Origin of the sequence: Streptomyces sp. NPDC058665 (genome assembly GCF_042714995.1) — a bacterium.
Lineage (GTDB): Bacteria > Actinomycetota > Actinomycetes > Streptomycetales > Streptomycetaceae > Streptomyces.
Window position 1 is genome coordinate 179,401 of sequence record NZ_JBHXRX010000001.1, and the last position, 19,856, is coordinate 199,256.

General features: G+C 68.6%; 8 protein-coding genes and 1 pseudogene. 7 read left to right on the forward strand and 2 right to left on the reverse strand.

What is annotated here, in order from left to right:
* Positions 1-22 precede the first annotated feature (22 nt).
* The 5 genes from ACFWV8_RS00880 to ACFWV8_RS00900 all read left to right on the forward strand — a co-directional run bounded on the left by ACFWV8_RS00880 (position 23) and on the right by ACFWV8_RS00900 (position 16,531).
* Entirely contained in the window at positions 23-4,204 is a 4,182-nt protein-coding gene (locus ACFWV8_RS00880; RefSeq protein ID WP_384196908.1) for a LamG-like jellyroll fold domain-containing protein, read from the forward strand.
* A 294-nt stretch (positions 4,205-4,498) separates the two neighbouring features.
* The gene (locus ACFWV8_RS00885) at positions 4,499-11,197 is read left to right on the forward strand and encodes an RHS repeat-associated core domain-containing protein (protein WP_384196775.1); all 6,699 of its coding nucleotides are present in this window, start codon (positions 4,499-4,501) and stop codon (positions 11,195-11,197) included.
* Positions 11,198-11,230: 33 nt separating this feature from the next.
* Positions 11,231-11,647 carry a DUF2750 domain-containing protein gene (locus tag ACFWV8_RS00890; protein WP_384196776.1) on the forward strand — a complete coding sequence of 139 codons (417 nt, stop codon included), beginning with the start codon at positions 11,231-11,233 and terminating at the stop codon, positions 11,645-11,647.
* A gap of 367 nt (positions 11,648-12,014) precedes the next feature.
* Positions 12,015-13,721, forward strand: coding sequence for an RNA ligase family protein (locus ACFWV8_RS00895; RefSeq protein ID WP_384196778.1), 1,707 nt, complete (start codon positions 12,015-12,017; stop codon positions 13,719-13,721).
* Positions 13,721-16,531 (forward strand): poly(A) polymerase, encoded by a 2,811-nt coding sequence (locus ACFWV8_RS00900; protein WP_384196780.1) that lies wholly within the window; start codon positions 13,721-13,723, stop codon positions 16,529-16,531. The genes ACFWV8_RS00895 and ACFWV8_RS00900 overlap by 1 nt, the downstream gene beginning before the upstream one ends.
* A 20-nt stretch (positions 16,532-16,551) precedes the next feature.
* On the opposite strand, the pseudogene ACFWV8_RS00905 reads toward ACFWV8_RS00900, so the two are convergent.
* Positions 16,552-17,376: pseudogene (locus ACFWV8_RS00905) on the reverse strand (helix-turn-helix domain-containing protein); the annotation flags it as partial.
* Positions 17,377-17,758: 382 nt separating this feature from the next.
* Here ACFWV8_RS00905 and ACFWV8_RS00910 point away from each other — a divergent pair.
* Together ACFWV8_RS00910 and ACFWV8_RS00915 are read left to right on the forward strand one after the other, a co-directional pair.
* On the forward strand, positions 17,759-18,442 hold the full coding sequence (locus ACFWV8_RS00910) for a GPP34 family phosphoprotein (protein ID WP_384196781.1): 684 nt from the start codon (positions 17,759-17,761) through the stop codon (positions 18,440-18,442).
* Between the two features lie 97 nt (positions 18,443-18,539).
* On the forward strand, positions 18,540-19,157 hold the full coding sequence (locus ACFWV8_RS00915; RefSeq protein ID WP_384196783.1) for a hypothetical protein: 618 nt from the start codon (positions 18,540-18,542) through the stop codon (positions 19,155-19,157).
* 36 nt (positions 19,158-19,193) lie between these two features.
* Here ACFWV8_RS00915 and ACFWV8_RS00920 read toward each other — a convergent pair whose 3' ends face one another.
* Positions 19,194-19,841, reverse strand: a complete 648-nt coding sequence (locus ACFWV8_RS00920) for an HD domain-containing protein (protein WP_384196785.1) — start codon at positions 19,839-19,841, stop codon at positions 19,194-19,196.
* Between the last annotated feature and the right edge of the window lie 15 nt (positions 19,842-19,856).

Sequence of the window (19,856 nt, forward strand, 5' to 3'; positions counted from 1 at the left end):
GGTGCTCGGGTGGCTCCCCTCCATGGCGTCCGCGTCATCGGTGCACCCCGGTCGGGCAACCGCGACGGCGGAGAAGTCCGACGCCGAGACACCGGCTCTCTCGGAGGCGGACGCGTTCGCGCGGGCCAAGCGGTCGGGTGAGGACGTCGAGGTCGTATCCCTGCGGGGCGAGAGCAGCGAGACGTTCGCGACGCCCGAAGGAAGTCTTGAGGGACGCGAGTACTTGCGCCCCGTCTGGACTCGTGTGGGCGGCGAATGGAAGCCCGTCGACACCGATCTGGCCCCGTCCTCCGACGGCACGGTCCGACCTGGGGCGACGACGGTCGGCCTGGCCTTCTCCGGCGGTGGCGATGGCCCGCTGGTACGGATGGATCGGGCAGGCCGGGCGCTGGCGCTGTCCTGGCCCCTGGGGGATGTGCCCGTACCGGAGACGGACGGTGCGACGGCCATCTACCGGGAGATCCTGCCCGATGTGGATCTGCGCCTCGGTGCGCAGGAGGACGGCTTCACCCAACTGCTGGTGGTCAAATCAGCCGAGGCGGCGCAGACCGAGGCACTCGCGGAACTGAGGCTGTCTCTCGCGACCGCGGGCATGCACGTACGAACGACTGAGTCAGGCGGGCTGGAAGCGGTGGATGCCGGCGCCGCGGGGACCGTCTTCGAGGCCGCGACACCCGTGATGTGGGACTCCAGCCCGAGCGCCGGAGCCGTCGAGACCGCGGCCCCGCGCACGCGTACGGCCGACGAATCGGACGTCGCGGGTCAGGCGGAGCCCGGCCCCGGCGAGTCGGGGAAGCTCGCGCCCGTCGGCGTGGAAGTTACAGCCGACGGCGATGAGTTGTTGCTCAGGCCCGACGCCGATGTCCTCACGGGTGAGGACACGGTGTATCCGGTCTTCATCGATCCGCAGTGGTACTCGCCCAAGGCTTCGGCCTGGACGATGGCCTCCAAGTACTGGGCCTCGTCGCCGCAGTGGAAGTTCAACGGCAAGTCCGACGAGGGTTTGGGCTACTGCGGCTGGGACTACTGCGCACCGCAGGACACGAAGCGGCTCTTCTACCGGATCCCCGTCTCCAAGTTCGCTGGAAAGTCCGTTCTCAGCGCCGAGTTCGTGGTGCGGAACACATGGTCGGCCTCGTGCACGGACCGCAGCGTGGAGCTGTGGCGTACCAAGGACATCTCCTCGTCGACGACATGGAACTCGCAGAATGCCTCTGGCTTTTGGATCAAGGAGCTGAGCGCGAAGTCGTTCGCTTACGGATACGAGGGGTGCGCGGCGAAGGACGCCGAGTTCAGCATCAAGTCGGCGGTGCAGGAGGCTGCGGACAAGAAGTGGTCAACCATGACGTTCGGCCTGCGGGCGGCGAGCGAGGGCGACCGTGTGGCATGGAAGCGCTTCTCGGAGAAGGCGTTTCTGCGGGTTGAGTACAACCGCGCGCCTTCCCAGATCAAGATGTCGCAGTTGGCGATGGAGTACGGAGGCACCTGCAAGAAGCCGGCGACCGCCGCGCGCGTACGCACGCTGGGAAAGATCTACGCGAACAAGGTGACGGACCCCGACGGTGACAGCGTTCGGGTGCAGTTCCAGGCCAAGTGGGACTCCGGCGACGGCAAGGGGCTGATCGCACGCTGGAGCCCGTCACTGACCACCGCGAAGAAGTCGGGCTCGAGCTTCTCGATCACGCTGCCGACCTCGGTGCCGACCAACAAGCAGATCAACTGGTACGCGCGGACCTATGACGGCGCGCAGTACTCGCCTTGGTCGTACTCCGGCGACGACCCGACGGGCTGCTACTTCGTCTACGACACCAGTGTCCCGAAAGCCCCCGCTGTGTCGTCCGGCGAATACCCGGCATCCGACCCCGAGGACCCCGACGACCCGTGGTTCGACGGAGTGGGCAAGTACGGAGCGTTCTCGCTGAAAGCGGCCGACTCCGACGTGACGAAGTACTGGTATGGCGTGAACGGTGACCCGAGTTCGAAGAACACACTGGCCACGTCGGGCGGTGCGGCGAAGAGCGTGCAGGTGCTGCCGCCGGAGCCCGGACTCAATTTCGTCACCGCTCAGGCATTCGACGCCGCAGGCAACGGCAGCGAGATCCGCACCTATCAGTACCGGGTCAAGGCGGGCCAACCGGAGCGCGCCGCCTGGCAGCTCGACGAGAACGCGGGGGCGACGGCTGCGCAAGGCACTTCCGGTGCGAGGGTGGCCGCGTTGCGCGGTGGCGCCGCCACCGGGGTTCCCGGGGTGAAAGGGAGCGCGGCGTCCTTCGACGGGGTGGACGACTATGCCGTCACGGACATTCCCACGGTGAACACAGAGATCGGCTTCTCCGTCTCCGCCTGGGTGAAGTTGTCCAGCGTGCCCGATCACGCGGCGATCGTGGCGGCCCAGCCGGGCAACCACTCACCGGGATTCGAGCTCTACTACTCGCACTCCTACGGCCGTTGGGTGTTCAACCAGTACACCTCGGACACACCCGGTGCCCCGGTCGCGAGGGCGATGGCTGCGCAGCCGGGTGGAGTGGTGGCCGACCGGTGGACACATCTGGTGGGTGTCTACAGCGGGAGTACCGAAGACCTGCATCTCTACGTGGACGGCGCGTTGATGGGCTCGACCCCGTACTCCACTGCCTGGGACGCCCGACGAGGGTTGCAGATCGGCGCCGGTTCCTACAGCGGGAGCCCGGCCTCCTTCCTGCCGGGACAGATCGACGAGATACGGATGTTCGACAAGCCGGTCAGTGCGACCGAGGTGGGGCGTCTGCTCCGTAACGAGTCGATCGGCTCCGGGCGGACCGCTCGTACGGTGTTCCCGCTCGATGAACCCGCCGGTGCCACGGAAGTGACCGGGCACGCTGACACCCAGCCACTCAGCCTCGTGGGCGACGCGCGGCTCGGATCGTCAGGAGTGGCCGGCAAGGCACTGAAACTGGACGGGACCGGGGACTACGCGCACACGGCTGCTCCGCACGTTGATACCCAGCGCCCCTTCACAGTCTCCGCGTGGGCGAAGCTCGACCGAACCCCCGGCCAGGCGGCCACTGTTGTTGCACAACTGGGCCAGAACCGGCCGGGTTTCGAGCTGTACTACTCCAAGACCTTCAACCGCTGGGGCTTCACCCAGTACTCCGGTGACGTTTCGGGCGCCACGCAAGTCCGCGCCGTTCAGCCAGAAGGAACCTCCGCGCGGGTGGGGGAGTGGGTCCATCTCGTAGGCGTGCACGACGCGACCGCCAACATGCTGACCCTGTACGTCAACGGTGTGAAATCCGCCAGTGTCGCTCAGTCCGCCGCCTGGTACGCGGGCGGCCGTGTCCAGGTCGGTGCGCTGACCATCGACGGAGGTGATCTGATCCAGCACTTCCCGGGCACCATCGACGACATCCGCTTCTTCGACCGTCCGGTCGCCGATGACGAAGTACGGCAGATGTTCCAGCAGCGTCCGCTCGTCAAGGCGCGCTGGAAGTTCGATCAGCCCGGAGCGACAACCTCACCGGACGACTCCGGCGAGGGGAACGACCTGAAGCTCGGCGGTGGCACGCAGATCGGGTCCGGGTGGGTGGACGGAGGCCTGGTCCTCGACGGTGTCAACGACTACGCCTCCAGTGCGGCGGCCCCCGTGGACACGAGCACCAGCTTCACCGTGACCGCATGGGCCCAGGCCGCGGCCGTGCCGCAGTCCGGCGTGACGTTGCTGAGTATGCCCGGGACACAGCAGAACGCCTTCGCGGTCCGGTATCTGCCGAGCGCGACACCTGAGACGGATCCGGGACGCTGGCGGATCTCTGTCCCGGATCAGGACGCCACGGGCGCCGGGTCCGCCGATGTCGAGAACGGCCAGTTCTACAGCGCGGCCGACTGGACCCATCTCGCGCTCGTCTACGACGGATTCGCCAAGCGGCTGCAGCTCTACGTGAACGGAGAGCTGGAGGAATCGGCCTGCGTCGATGCCGACGGCAATGGCGAGGGCGATGACGGCGCCTGCCGCGACAGGATCTCGTGGTCCGAGAACGTGATCTCGTTCAAGACCACCCAGCCTCTGCAGATCGGCAGGCTCAAGAGCGGAACGTCCTGGGAGCAGTACTGGCCCGGTGTCCTCTCCGATGTCTGGGCATTCCAAGGCACTTTGACCGCAGAGCAGGTACTTCAGCTTGCGTACGGTATGCCCGGCCTGCCCACGGAAGTCCCTGCGGGCGACTGATCCGTAAGCGTTGTTGAACGGCGCATCTCCCGGTTCGGAACGCCATTCGGAATCTCACCGAATGCCCGTAGTGAGGAATTGATGGACGGCATGGACGGTAGACCGAGCTCACGTTTTCGGCACTGGAGGGGGCGCGTCGCGCTCGCTTCCTCGGTGGTCCTGATCGGAACCCTGCTCCAGGGCGCGGCTCTGCCCGTTGCGGCCGCAGCGGACGACCGCGGTGTGGGGTCGGCCATCCCCGCCTCGGAAAGCCCGATCGAGGGCAGTGCCGGCTCGGTTGAACCACGCACGGCCATGAAGGAGCCGCGGACGCCGAAGAAGCGTCCTAACGAGGCGTGGCCCAAGGCCGCGTCCGATCACCTGAAGCTGCCTGCCGCCTCCAACGGCGCCGCCGTCGCTTCGCCCGCCGGGCTGCCCGTCGCGTTGAGCGTCCCGAAGGGCACGGACGAAGTTACGGCGCGTGGCGAGGTCGAGGTGCGAGTACTGGACCGGAAGACGAGTGAGCGGGCGGGGTTGAACGGACCTCTGTTCGCCCTGCGACCGGTGCCCGGGAAGGCCGGTGGAGCGGTCGAGGACGAACGGGCGACGACATCCCCGGCCGGGGACGTGAAGGCCCGCATCGACTACTCCACCTTCGCCCAGGCCTACGGCGGCGGGTACGCGTCCCGCCTCACCCTCGTCGAACTCCCCGCGTGCGCGGCCTTGACGCCGGAGAAGTCGGAGTGCCGCACCGGCGAAGCGGTGCCAACCGTCAACGACATGGAGAAGCAGACTCTTACCGCAGAGCGTGTCGGCCTCCGGGTCGGCGTACCGACCGTCCTCGCCGCCGTGGCAGACGCGGAAGGCGGGACAGGCACGTACAAGGCCACGCCGCTCTCGCCGTCAGCCACCTGGAACACCAATCTCAACACCGGCGACTTCAACTGGACCCACGACATTCCCGTACCGGACGTGCCGGGCAGCCTGAAGCCCAGCTTCGGACTCTCCTACGCCTCGGGCGCCATCGACGGCCGCACCGGCTCGACGAACAACCAGTCGTCCTGGGTGGGTGACGGATTCGACCTTTCCCCCGGATTCATCGAGCGACGCTACAAACCCTGCGCCGAGGACGGCGTCAAGCACGCGGACGGCAACGAACCCGGCGATCAGTGCTGGGGCTATGACAACGCCTTCATCTCCTTCAACGGCAAGGGTGGTGAGCTTGTCCCGGTGGGCGACGACGCCTGGAAGCTGAAGGGCGACGACGGTACGAAGATCGATCGCCTCACGTCCACCAACCGGGGCAACGGCGACGCCGACGGCGAATACTGGCGGCTGACCGACCCGCAGGGCGTTCGCTACTACTTCGGCTACCACCGGCTGCCCGGCTGGGCCGAGGGCAAGGAAGCCACCGACTCCGCTTGGACCGCGCCGGTGTTCGGCGACGACACGGGTGAGCCCTGCCACGCGGCGACCTTCGCCACCTCTTGGTGCCAGCAGGCCTGGCGGTGGAATCTCGACTACGTGGTGGACACGCGCGGCAACGCCGTCGCGTACTACTACGACAGGGAGGAGAACTCCTACGGCCGTAACCTCGAAGCGGCCGACAACACCCGCTACGCGCGCGGCGGATATCTCGACCGGATCGAGTACGGCCTGAAGTCGTCGTCGATGTACGGGACCAAGGCGCTCGCCAAGGTGGACTTCACCAGTTCCGAGAGGTGCATTCCGAACGAGCAGACGGATTGCGGGTCCATCAGCACGGACTCGGCCCACTGGTACGACACTCCGTGGGATCTGAACTGCGACGCGGGCGAGGAGTGCGACGAAGGCCGTCTGTCCCCGGCCTTCTTCACTCGTAAGCGGCTGACAGCCATCACCACCGAGGTCCTCAAGGCCGGCGCCTACCACAGCGTCGACTCCTGGAAGCTGACCCATCGATGGGGCATGGCCGACATCGACTACCAGTTGCTGCTCGACTCGGTTCAACGCACCGGTCACTCCGCGAGCCCGGCGGTCACGCTTCCCAAGACCACCTTCGCGTACACCCAGCACGCCAACCGTCTCGACAAGGCCGGTGACGGGTACGCCCCGTTCATCAAGAGCCGACTGTCCTCGGTCGATGACCCGACGGGCGGACAGCTTGCCGTCAGCTACACGGCGGCGGCCTGCGACTGGGACGCTCTGCCGACACCTCAGTCGAACACGACACGTTGCTTCCCCCAGTACATCGGCGGCAGTTCCTCCGATGATCCGGAACGCCAGTGGTTCAACAAGTACGTGGTCGACTCCGTCACCTCGTCCGACCGGACCGGTGGTGCGCCGGACCAGGTCACCCGGTACCAGTACCTCGGCAATGCCGCCTGGCACTACGACGATGACGACGGCCTGACAAAAGAGAAGCACAAGACCTGGTCGCAGTGGCGGGGATACGGTCAGGTTCGGGTTCTGACCGGCGGCCAGGGCGGCGCTGACGCGATGAAGTCGCAGCAGGACCACTACTTCCTGCGGGGCATGGACGGTGACCGCAAAGAACCGTCCGGCGGCACGAAGAGTGTGTCCGTCACCCTCGCGGGAGGTGAAGGCGACCCGATCCCCGACCATGAGTCGGCGGCCGGCTTCGCCTACAAGACCGCCACCTACTCCGGACCGGGCGGCAAGATCCTGGCCAAGACGGTCAGCCGGCCGTGGCATCACCAGACCGCCAAGAAGGAACGGGACTGGGGCACCGTCACCGCGAACTTCACAGGGACCACAGCGTCGAAGAAGTGGACATCGCTCGACGACGGAGCGAGCACCGAATGGCGTACGACATCAACGGGCGCGACCTACGACACCGTCGCCGGCCGGGTCACCGAGTCCGACGACTTCGGGGACACCTCGACCTCCGCCGACAACAGATGTGTCCGGACCACCTACGCCACGAACACCGAGAAGAACATACTCTCGCTGCCCTCCCGGTCGGAGACCGTTGCCACTTCCTGCGAAGCCACCGCGGAGCGGCCCACCGATGTGCTCTCCGACTCGCGCACCGCATATGACGGAGGCGCCTACGGCGCAGCACCGGACAAGGGTGATGCCACCGCGACCGCGGTGCTGAAGAAGTACAACGGCGCCGTGCCCGCCTACCTGGAGTCGGGCGCGACATATGACAGTTACGGCCGTGTGCTCACCAGCACCGACATTACGGCCGACGTGACCATGGACTCCTCTGGTGTGGTGGTGAGGACACCACGCACCGACGGCCGGACGACGACCACCCTGCGCACGCCCGCCACGGGCTTCGCGACCGACACCACCGTAACCGGCCCGTCGGCGAAGGCCGGGGACGCGACGACGGCGCAGAAGACGACGAGCACCTTCGAGGTCTCGCGTGGCCTGCCACTGACACAGACCGACACCAATGGAAAGATCGAATCCTTCGCCTACGACGCCCTCGGCCGCTCCACCAAGGTCTGGCTGGCGGACCAGCTGACCGGACAGACCCCGGCGTACGAGTTCACCTACCGCATGGTCGAAGGCCACCCGGTCGCGGTGGGGACGAAACTGCTCGGCAACAGAGGTGTTCAGCGCACCTCCTACACGATCTTCGACGGGCTGATGCGGGAACGCCAGGCGCAGGAGCCGGGCCCAGACGGTGGTCGTATCCTCACCGACGTCTTCTACGACGAACGGGGGCTGACAGCCAAGAGATTCGCGCCCTACTACGTCACGGAACCGCCCACCACCACACTCTTCGAGCCGGACAACGCCCTCTCCGTCGAGACGCAGTCCCGGCACACCTTCGACGGTCTGGGACGTGAGACCGAGGTGCGCCAGATCGCCGGAAACGGTGACGGCGGCGCGGTCGTGAGCACCGCGAGAACCATCTATGGCGGCGACCGCGTCACGGTGATCCCGCCAGCGGGCGGTACGGCCACCACCACCCTGACGGACGCGCGGAACAGAACGACAGAGCTGCGCCAGCATCACCAGCGATCCGCCGGTTCGGCGTACGACACGATGGCGTACCAGTACACGCCGCGCGACGAACTGGCGAAGGTCACCGACGCTGCGGGCAACCGATGGAGCTACACCTACGACATGCTCGGTCGGCAGATTGAGAGCGTCGATCCGGACAAGGGCACCAGCACCAGCACATACGACGACCGCGGCCTGCGTACATGGACCACGGATGCCGAGGACACCACACTCGCATACGTCTACGACGGCCTCGGCCGCCAGACGGAGCTGCGCGAGGGCTCCAACAGCGGTGCCCTGCACGCGAAGTGGGTCTACGACACGATCAGCGGAGCCAAGGGACACCTTTCCGAGTCCATCCGCTACGCGGGCGGCGAGCAGTACACGTCCAAGGTCGTCGCCTACGACCGGCTGTACCGGGTGCAGCGTTCCAGCATCACGATCCCCGGCGCGGAGGACGAGCTGGCAGGCACCTATGTGAGCGGCACCGAGTACAACGTCTCCGGCTCTGTGCAGAGCGTGGGATACCCCAAGGCAGGGGCGTTGGCGCCGGCGGTTGTCGGTTACGCGTACGAGGACGCCACGGAGAGGCTCCTCTCGGTGACTGGTATGGGCGGACTGTCGTCCACCGCGACGTACAGCCTGACCGGCAAGCCGCTTCAGTTCCGGCTCTCCGCCGGAGGCAAGGCCACCCAGGCGACCAACACGTACGAGTGGGGCACCCAGCGGCTGGCGACCTCCCGGGTGGACCGGGAAGACATCGCCGGGGTCGACCAGTTCAGTACCTTCCGCTACGACGAGGCGGGCAACGTCCTGTCGGTCTCGGACACCTCTCGCGCGGGCAACGACACGCAGTGCTTCACGTACGACTACCTGCGCCGCCTGACCGAGGCGTGGGCGCAGGGGCAGTCCACCTGTCCGGCGGAGCCCGCTGGCGGGGCCGCCGGAGGCCCCGCGCCGTACCGGCACTCGTACACGTACGACAAGGTCGGCAACCGCCTGACCGAAACCATCCACGACCCGGCCGGCGACAGCGCCAAGAACACCCGCCGTACGTACGCCTACCCGGAGCCTGGGACCCCTCAGCCGCACAAGCTCACCTCGATCACTCAGACGGGACCGACCGGCACGGCGCGGGACACCTTCGGATACGACGCCAACGGCGGCACCACCAGTCGGACGGTGGCCGGTGACGAACAGACCCTCACCTGGGATGCCGAGGGCCGACTGGCCACGCTGTCCGAGCCCGTCGAGGGCGGACCGGCGAAGGTCACGTCGTATCTGTACGACGCCGACGGCAACCGTCTGATCGGTCGCACCGCGGAAGAGACCAGGCTCTACCTGGGCACCACGGAGATCGTGCTGCCCAAGGGATCGACCACACCGAAGGCGACCCGCTATGTCGACCTCGGCGGCGGCCACCAGGCCGTGCAGCAGAACACCGGAACCATCTCGCTGACGATCGCGGACCACCACGGCACCGCTCAGCTCGCCGTCGACGCGACAACTCAGCAGCTCACGCAGCGCCGCACGCTGCCCTTCGGTGGTAACCGCGGCGAGCCAACGGGGACATGGCCGGGGACCAAGGGATTCGTGGGCGGCACCCTGGACGCCGGCACCGGCCTCACCCACCTGGGCGCCCGGGAGTACGACCCCTCGACGGGCCGCTTCCTGTCGGTCGACCCCGTCATGGACCTCTCCGATCCACAGCAGATCCACGGCTACGCCTATGCCAACAACAACCCACTGACCTGGTCCGACCCGACGGGTCTGTGGTGCGACTCGTGCAACGGCGGTGCGGGATGGCCGTCGGAGGACGGCTACACGGACGAAGTGCCGTACCAACCGAACAATATTCCCAACGTGGGTTCGGGCGGGGGCGGTTCGGGCGGTGGTGGCGGTTCGGGTGGAGGTGGAGGCGGGAGCGGCAAGAAACCGGTGCTGGCCGGCATCGAGATTCCTACAGAGAAGGAACTCCGCGCCTGGACGGGCTATGGAGATCGCAGCTACACACAACTGCTCGTCCTCTGGGGCAATGGTCGGTGCAGCGACGATCCGACCAGTGAGCTCTGCGCCGCGGCGAACGAACTCGGCTGGATAAGTCCCACCAAGGACTTCCTTGAGGTGATCGGAGTCCGTGACGCACAGAGATGCTTCGGGGGGAGTGTCAGCGCGTGCGTCTGGACAGTTGCTGGATTTATCCCGATCGGGAAGATTGGAACCGCCTCCAAGCTTCTGAAGAAGGGCGACAACGCGGGTGCGGCGAGGCTCAGTTGCCCCACGCCGCACAGCTTCCCCCCGGGAACCGGAGTGCTCCTCGCGGACGGCACCGCCAAGCCGATCGAGGACGTCGAACTGGGTGACCTGATTACCGTCACCGATCCGCTGACCGGAGGGACCACGACCCGCCAGGTTGTGGCCACCATCGTCACCGAGGACGACAAACTGTTCGTCGATCTGACGGTGCGCTCGGAGGGCGGTGATTCCTCTCAGCTGATCTCGACGGTGACCCACCCGTTCTGGGTGGAGTCCTCGGACAGTTGGGTCAACGCCGGCGACCTCAAGGCTGGTATGACCCTCCGCACGGCGAACGGCGACACCACCGAGGTGGAGGCGGTACGTTCATTCGACAAGCGGCTGCGGACGTACGACCTGACTGTCCAGGGCATACACACGTACTATGTGCTGGCGGGGGAGACGCCGGTACTCGTTCACAACAGCAACTGCGGTGGGCGTTGGAAATTGGGCGAAGACTATTCCAAGTCCAATAAGAATGGCGATGCGCCATCCTTGTCCACCATGCGTAAGCGATTTTGGAAGAACGAAGCCGCAGAGCCGGGCGTCGCAGACCAATACGGTGCCGCGAATATCGGTCGTATGAAGCGGGGGTCGGCGCCACAGCGACAGCGTACCGACGGATCGTGGGAATCGATGGAGTTGAGCCATGAGCCTATTCCCGAGCGGGATGGTGGTATGTTGCTAACACCGCGATGGCCAGAGGACCATGTAATTATGGATCCTGGCGGATACCGTAGGCTCCCGCCCGGTTATTAACGCTGTGGACGGGTGCGGTGCTAGTGCACTCTGATGCCGCGTTCAAGCGTGCCGCTCAAGTCAGGACGATTTAGGAGGATTCAAGTGAGCGCAAGTGGGGCTCAGGCGGCGGCCTTCTTCCGCGAGATCGTTCAGACACGTACCATTTGGTGGGTTCGAGATGACGACGGCAGTCCTACGCCGGTCTCAAGTTCTGGGCGACCAGCATTTCCCTATTGGTCATCGGAGGCCCGTGCGCAGCGAGCTGCTCAGCTGTGGGGTCCTCAGTTTCGTGCTGTTTCAATGCCGCTGGATCATTGGCGAAGCGCAGCTTTGCCGGATCTGGCAAAGGATGACTTCCGGGTAGGGATCAATTGGAGTGGGCAGCGCCTAACTGGATGGGATTTCAGCGTAAATGAAGTAACCAATCGTCTCATTCACGCGCTTCGTGAACCACCGTACGACCGATAGATTCGGTTGAGTGACGGCGCTCGGCGCAGCTTGATTTGTCTTCTTTAGAGCCGTCAGAAGCCCCACCAATATTTGTTCAGGGTGGGGCTTCTGCGGCGTTTGACGGCAGCGCCGACGGCAACGTAAGCGGACGACGGCTGGGGCGGGTGAGTTGGTGGGGTCGAGCGGCTGGGCGGGACAGGGCAGCGGGCGCGCCTGCCTGGTGCTGCCGTACGCGGTGGACGGGAGCTGGCCCCGTGGGGCAGGAGGATGGCGCCACGGCTTTCGGACCCGGCGCCGGGTGCCGTCCTACCAGCTGCCTTATTCGATGGATCGGGTTACGCCGCGCTCCTAGGGTTGGCGGGCAGGCAGGCACGGGGGAGTGGGCATGCGTACGGCGTATCCGAGGAGCGCTCATTTGGCGTGGTCGCCCGGGGTTGCCTCGGACGATGTGCGGGTTGGGGATCTGGGTGGGCTGCGGGGGCGGGAAGTTGTCGTCACCGAGAAGTTGGACGGGGAGAACACCACGCTGTACGGCGACGGGCTGCACGCCCGGTCGCTGGATTCCGGGCATCATCCGTCGCGGGCCTGGGTGAAGGCGTTGCAGGGGCGGATCGGGGGGTTGATCCCGGACGGGGTGCGGGTGTGCGGGGAGAACATGTATGCGCGGCACTCGATCGCGTACGAGGACTTGGATAGTTGGTTCTACGGGTTCTCCGTGTGGGACGGCGAGTGGTGTCTGGGGTGGGACTCGACGGTGCGGTTTCTGCGGGGGCTGGGGGTTCCCGCGGTGCCTGTGCTGTGGCGGGGTGTCTTCGATGAACGGGCCCTGCGGGGGCTGAAGTTGGACCCCGCGCGGCAGGAGGGGTACGTCGTACGGACCGTGGAGGGCTTCGTACGCGAGGAGTTCGGGCGCCGGCTCGCCAAGTGGGTGCGGCCCCACCACGTACAGACCGATACGCACTGGATGCATGCCGCCGTGGTCGAGAACGGACTCGGGGCCCGTGCCGCGTTGTGGGATGTGCGGTCGGGGGGTTCGGTGGACGCCGGGGCCCTGGCGAGAGCCGTGGGTGTGGAGGGGGACGAGCACGCGGCTCGCGAGGTCGTCGGGCGGCTCGACGCCGCCGGGCGGCACGGGGACGACCGGCTGAACGGGGTCCTCGCGGCGCTCTGCCACGACGTGCCGCGCGGCCGGCTCGCGGGCGCGCTCGCAGCGCCCCTCGGGATGGGGCAGGCGCGCCGTGTCGCCGATCTGGTGGGTTTGTATGAGGGGTTGCACCGGCCCTTTCCCGACGACGGCCGTCGCGCCGGGCTCGCGCGGATGGCCCTCGCCGCCGACTTGGGGGTGCTGCACGCCGTCGCCGCCGTCCGCGCCGAGGACACCCGGGCGCGCGAACAGGTCGAGTGGTCCGCGCTGCACGCCGAGGAGGCGGGGCTGCTGGACCGCGAGCCGTTGGAGGCGCTGCGGCGCGGGTTGCGTTCCGCGCTCGAAGGGCTCGGCCCGGCCGCCGTCGGGCGGTGCTGGGCGCAGGCGCGGGACGCGTGGGTCGACGGGCGGCTGACGACCGTCGAGGAGGCGGTGGCCGCGACCTGGCGGTGGCGGTCCGGGGACTTCCCGTCGCTGATTCAACTCGTCGGGCCTTCGGGGAGCGGGAAGAGCACCTTCGCAGGAGGGCTGACGGGAGTCGGGACGCGCGTCTCGCTGGACGAGCTGCGGGAGTCCCGTGGTTCGCGGGCGGACCAGCGTGACAACGGGGACGTGCTGAGGGAGGGGCTGGACCGGCTGGACGCCGCGCTCGCGCGGGGAGGCACGGTCGTGTGGGACGCCACCTCGCTCAACCGCCAACAGCGGTCGCTGGTCGGGGCGTTGGCGCGGCGGCGCGACGCGTTCGTCACGCACGCGGTGTTCCTCGTGGACGAGGCTGAGCTGGTCGGACGGAACGGCGTACGGCCGCACCCGGTGCCGGCCGACGTGCTCACGGGGCAGATACGGCGCTTCGTACCGCCGTATCCGGGGGACGCGCACCGGACGTGGTACGTCGGGGCGGGCGGCGGCATTGAGGACGTGGACGGCATTGAGAGCGGGGGAGTCTGATGCGGACCAGCGATCAGCTTTACCACCAGGTGCGTTGGGACCCGCGCTTCGATCCCGCGCGCTTCGTGCTCGGCGTCAGCCGGCGCGGTACGACTCCTGGGCGGATCCCGCTGCCCGCGTTCGTGCCGGGTGGCGACATTCCGTGGCACCGCGTGCTGTTCGTAGAAGCAGACGGGGAGTTGGTCTGGGACCGGGCGACGGGAGTCGACCGCATCGACGCGACGCGGGCGGGGCGGGTACGGCACGCGCGGCTGCTGCGGGCGCCGTTCTTCACGGCGGGTACTCCTTATGCGTACGGCTCCGAAGGCTGGCGCCCGGCGCAGGCCGCGCCCGCTCCCGCGCCCGCCTCCCTGCGCGTCCTCACCTGGAACACCCTCTGGGACCGCTACGACAGCGACCGTGTCCGCACCTCCGAGCGGCGTCCCCTGCTGCTCGCCGCCCTCGCCGAGTCCGACGCCGACGTCATCGCGCTCCAGGAGGTCGAGCGGGACCTCCTTACGATGCTGTTGAACGCACCCTGGGTGCGGGCGAGTTACACCGTCAGCAGCGACCCGCGCGGGCGCGACGTGGACGACAACGGGCTGCTGCTCCTCAGCCGGCTGCCTGTACGCGAGGCGGGCCACCATGTCCTCGGTCCGCACAAGGCCGTCACCGCGCTCACCGTGGAGACGGCCGCCGGGCCGGTCGTCGTGGCCGTCACGCACCTGAGCAGCGACCACTCCACGGACGGCGCGGAGCGGCGCCGTACCGAACTGGCCGCCCTCGCCGAGGGGTTGGCCGGTATCGACACGCAAGCCGTGATCCTGCTCGGCGACTTCAACGACGGCGCCGGCGGGGGCGAAGGCCCGGCCGCCGCGCTCGCGCTGCGGGACGCCTGGAGTGAGGTGTACGGCTCCGAGGACCGCACGCCAACGTTCGATCCGGTCGCCAATCCGCTGGCTGCGGTGGCGTCTCTGTCGGGCCGCGCCGGGCGACTGGACCGGGTGCTGCTGCGGGGGAGCGCGGTGGTGACGCGGGCAGCGCTGCGTGGCGATACGCCGGACGCGAGCGGGCTCTACATCTCCGACCACTACGGCGTGGAGGCGGAGGTCAACCTCGTTGAGGTGGGCGGGAGTTCGGCTGGGGACGTCCTGGACGTGGCCGCCACCGCCCGTACCGCCGTCGGGTGGATACCGCCCCGCGAGCTCTGGGCCCCCATCGAGGCCGTCCGGCGCGAGCACGATCCACAGGCCGACCGCTGGCCGCCGCATGTGAACGTGCTCTTCGGCTTCGTCCCCGAGTCCGACTTCGAGCGCGCGGCGCCGCTGCTGGCGGCTGTCGCCGCCCAGACGGCGCCGTTCACCGCGCGGCTGGGCGGGGTGCACACCTTCGGGCACCGCGAGGACGCCACGCTCTGGCTCGACCCGGCGGCGGGTGGCGGCTCGGAATGGGCGGAGCTTCGCCAGGCGCTGGAACGGCGGTTCCCACGCTGCGGCGGGCGGCGGGCCGAGGGCTTCACGCCGCATCTGACGCTGGGGCGGAGCCGGGATCCGCGGCGGGTCGCGGCGGGTATCGAGGCGCGGCTCGGCGAAGTGTCGGCCGGAGTCGGCGAGTTGGCGTTGCTGTCACGCAGGGGTGAGGAGCCGATGCGCGTACGGGCGACGGTCGCGCTGGGTACGGGGATGATCAGTTGGCTCGTTGATGATCAGCCACTGACGAAGCCCACCGCCGACACCGATGAGACCGCAGGGCTGCTCGCGCGCATTCTCGCCGAAGGCGCCGTACACGTCGTGGGCTCCCGTCGCATGGGCTGCGCGTCCGCCGGCGCGGACCTGGATCTGGTGGCGGCGCTGCCCGGCGCGGCGGTGGACATGGACGAGATACGGCGACGGGTGACAGCCGCGCTCCCGGACGGCGCGTCTCCCGTACGAGAGGTGGTCGGCGCACGCGTGCCCGGACTCCGGTTCACGGTGGGCGAGTTGGGCGTCGACCTGGCGGTTGTCGCGACGGGGGACATTCATCCGTCCTCGGCCGTGGAGCACCGGGCCGAACTGGGCGATTCTGCGGCCGTCGCGCTGAGCGCGGTGAGCGACGCGGTGGCGGTACGGGCCGCGGTGGGCGATCGCCAGGGTGCCTTCGCCGCGCTGGCGAGGGAGGTGAAGACCTGGGCGGCGGCGCGCGGCCTGGACTCCGCCCCGTTCGGCGGGCTGCCCGGCCTGGCCTGGGCGGTGCTGGCGGCGCGCACGGTCATGGAGGCGGACACGCTGGAGCCGGACGACCTGCTCCGGCACTTCTTCGGTGCGTGGGCGGCCTGGGACTGGCGCGACCCGGTCTCCCTCCCAACGGCCGTACGCAGTACGGGAGTCACCGCCCCCGTCACGGTTCTGACCCCGACCGCCCCGATCCGCAGCTGCACGGAACAGGTCGGCCCCGGCCACCGCGACCTCCTGGTCCAAGAGCTGTACCGAGCCTGGGAACTCCTGGAGACCGGCGCCGCGCCCACCGCCCTGTCGGCGCCCCCACCCCTCCACCGCCGCCACGCGGCCTGGGCGGTGGTGACGGTGGACACGGGCCGTCCGGACACCCTGGGCCGGTTCCGGGGCCGCGTACGGGCGCTGCTCACCGCGCTCGAAGAGGCGGGAATCCGGGACGCGCACGCCTGGCCACGCCCGCACGCGACGGAGGGAGACCGCGTCCGCTACGCGATCGGCCTGGGCGCGGCCCCACCGGACGCGGCGACACTCGCGGGCATCGTGGCGCGCTGGGGGTACGGCCTGCCCGGGGTCGAGGTCGCGTGGGCGCGGGGCGGCGACGTACCGACACTGTCCTGAGCCGCCCCGCCGGTGTCACCGCAGTCGCGGCAGCACCCGGGCTCCGGGGCGCGGAAGGCGCGTTCACAGCGCTCGCAGGTCTGGAAGGGGTGCGGGCGTACGACGGCGGGCGTGGGCGGAAGCGGAGGTGGGAGCAGCGCGGTGAGACGGTGGGCCAGCAGGGCGGCCGGATGGCGCGGGTCCCCGGGCAGGTTCGCGGTCAGCGCGCGGCAGACGGAGGCGGGGGCCGCGCCGCGCTCCAGCCACGCGGCAACACCGGGCGCCAGCCGCTGTACGTCGCGCTCGGCGAGTAGCAGGCGCGGGTCGTGGCGCCGTAACCCCGCGAGTAGATCGGTGGCGGCACGGTGGCGGTCCGGGTCGGGCAAGAGGGGCTGGGGGAGGGGTGGTTGGGGCTCCGGTGGTACGGGTACGGGCTCCGGACCTGGTACGCGTACGGGCTCCGGGCCCGGCCGAGGCACCGGCCCCGGTGCCGCCTTCCCCACCCCCGGCTGGTTGTGCGACACCGTACGCGTGACGATCCGACCGCCCGCCAGCCGCTCACGCGTCCGCTCCAGATAGCCCGCCGCCTCCAACTCCCGTAGCGCGGAGGCGATCCGCGTCTCGCCCTCCGGGAAGCGGGCCGTGAGGCACTTGATGCCGACCCGGGCCCCGGCCGGCAGCGACTGGATGTGGACGGCGAGCCCGATCGCGACGAGGGTCAGTTCACGGTGCTGCGCGAGGTGGTTGCCGACGACCGTGTAGCGCTTGGTGTGCCGGGTGTTGGCGTGAACGACACCGGATCGGGCGACGGGTCGGGGAACTCCGGACGTGGCGCGCGGGGGCGCGCTAAGGTGCTGAGCATCCATGGGGAAGGTTGTGCTTCCTTGGTGGTGAGGCCCTCGTTCGGGATGCCAGTCCCGGCCGGGGGCCGCTGTATGTGGTTGAGCTGTCGCCGCGAGCATATGCCCGCCAACCCGTACGAAATCCAGCCCAGTTGCCCGAGTTCACCCATGCGAGTGATGGGAGGCTGGTGGGGTTGGGAAGGGTCTTCTCCCTTCACGTACTTGAGATCTTTTACGTCGCGCGCGACCGGGTCGTGGAGGGCCGCGACCCGGTCGCGGGGTCCTCATGACATCTGTCATGAACAGTGATGACAAGCCGCCCTGCTCCCACCGTCCATCCGGCCTTAGCGTGGCCACAGGCCCGCTCCTGACGGCCATCCCGATGCCGACGGTTGGATGAAAGACCATGCAGAACGAAACGGTGCAGAGCGAAACGCTCATCGTCGAAGACCTGACGCTGCTGATGTTCGACGACAAGTCGGGGACGATCGCGGGAGAGGGCACGCTGTACTACACCCTGGGCGGCGCCGTTCTCGTGGAGCTCGGCCTCGGTGGGCACATCACGGTGGATGAGAACGACGCGGGAATGAACGGTCTGAACGTGCTCCCCGTCGTCGGCGATCCGCTGCCGGATCCCGTGCTCCGGGCCGCCCACGAGAAGATCGCCGAGCGAAAGCGCGGTGTCCAGACGCTCCTCATCGAGATCGGCACCGGGATGCGGGAGACCGTGCTCGACCGGCTGGTGGAGCGGGGCATGCTGCGCCGGGAGAGCAGGAAGAGGCTGGGGGTGTTCCGTACGACCGCCACGGTCGCCGGGGACACCGGGCACAAGAAGGCCCTCATGGAGAGGGTCCGTGCCGCTCTGATCGACGGCGCGGAGCCCGATACCCGTACGACAGCTTTGATCGGGCTGCTCTCCGCGAGCGGCACACTGCCGACCCTGAACCGCTCCATCCCGTGGTCGGGCACGGTCTACCAGCGTGCGAAGGAGCTGGAGCAGGTCAGTTGGGGCGCCGAGGCGGTGAACACCGCGGTGATGCGGACCGTGGCGGCGGTGTCCATCGGGACGGCCATCGCGGTCAGCAGCTAGCGTCCCGCCTCCCCTCCCCCCCCCGGCGAATATCCAGGCGTCCCGTACCGGCATGTCGTGGAACGATGCCGTTCGAAACCCAAAGGGGGTGGGATGTATGGGGCTTGACTACGCCTATCAGGTGATCGTGCCCGCTCAGAACGTCACCAGGGCGCTGGGCGCGCTCACCGAGCTGGCGCCACGCACCCTTCGCCCGCCGCCGCTCGCGCTCACCCTGCCCGGCGGTGCCGAGGTCGTCGTACCGTTCACGTCCCACTTCAAGAGCGAGCCGGTCGACTGCTCCGCGAGCGGCACGCTCGAACTCGACACCTCGATCATGTTCGGTGTGGACGACGTGGTGCGCGAGTACTGCGAGGGCCGTGACCTCGAACTCGATGAGCTCCGGCGGGTCGCGATCGGGTACATCTACCTCACGGTGCGGTTCGCGCCCGAGCAGCACCCCGGCTACGCCTCGCTGGAGTTCATGGCGGCCGCGTCGGGGATGAGCCGGATGTTCGAGCGGTCCGCAGCCGTCAGAACGGTGTTCACCGACCTCACCGCCGCCGTCGGCGGAGTGTGCTGCCTGCTCGACACCGAGAGCGACTCCGTCCAGGTCTGCTGGCTCAACGGCCGGCCGACCCAGGACACGGTCCCCGGACCCCGCTTCCCGAACTACCGTGATCTTGTGGCGACTTGGCCGGGTGAGGCGCGGCTCCTCCTCGGTGCCGTGCTGTAGGGCGTCGCTCCTGGTCCGGCGGGGGCCCGAGGGTGATCACTTCTCGCGCGGCCGGGAAGTTTCGCCGGATGGTGGCTCGCGGTTGGTGTCGAGCGCATGGGAAGTGGTCCGTTCCGCCCAGCCTCCCGCGACCAACTCCGCGGCTGCGCAGCCGGGTTTGCGCTGCGCCTGGTCCTGGAACAGGCGCACGAAGGAATGGGCGAAGCCCAGCCGGGGGTATGCCCTGACGAGCGCGTCCGTGAAGGAAGGGGCGAAGGCTTCCAAGCCCGTCCCGGACACGTCCGCGCTGGTCCCCACCTGCAACAGCCTGCTCTCCACGTCCACTTCTGGCGCGACGCCGTCCCGCATGTGGAGCACGATCAACTCGGCCGTCCGGTCGCGCCGCTCGGTCGGCCAGCCGAGACCGGCGGTGAAGACGCGGGCGAGATGGCCGCCGGCCTCTTCGAAGGCGAGCGTGTAGCTGTCGAAGGGCGGGGTGAGGGCCAAGTCGTGCAGCATCGCCGCGACGAAGAACAGTTCACGGTCGAAGTCGAGGCCGCGCGCCTCGGCCCAGGCCGCGCCGAAGAAGTAGGACCGTACGGAGTGGTGGTACAGCGCGGCGTCCGCGTACTCCGCACAGACGATCCGCGCGGCCTCCACCGCCGCCCCGACGGGCGCTCGCACCCCGGCGACCTCGACCAGCATTCGGCAACTCCTCAC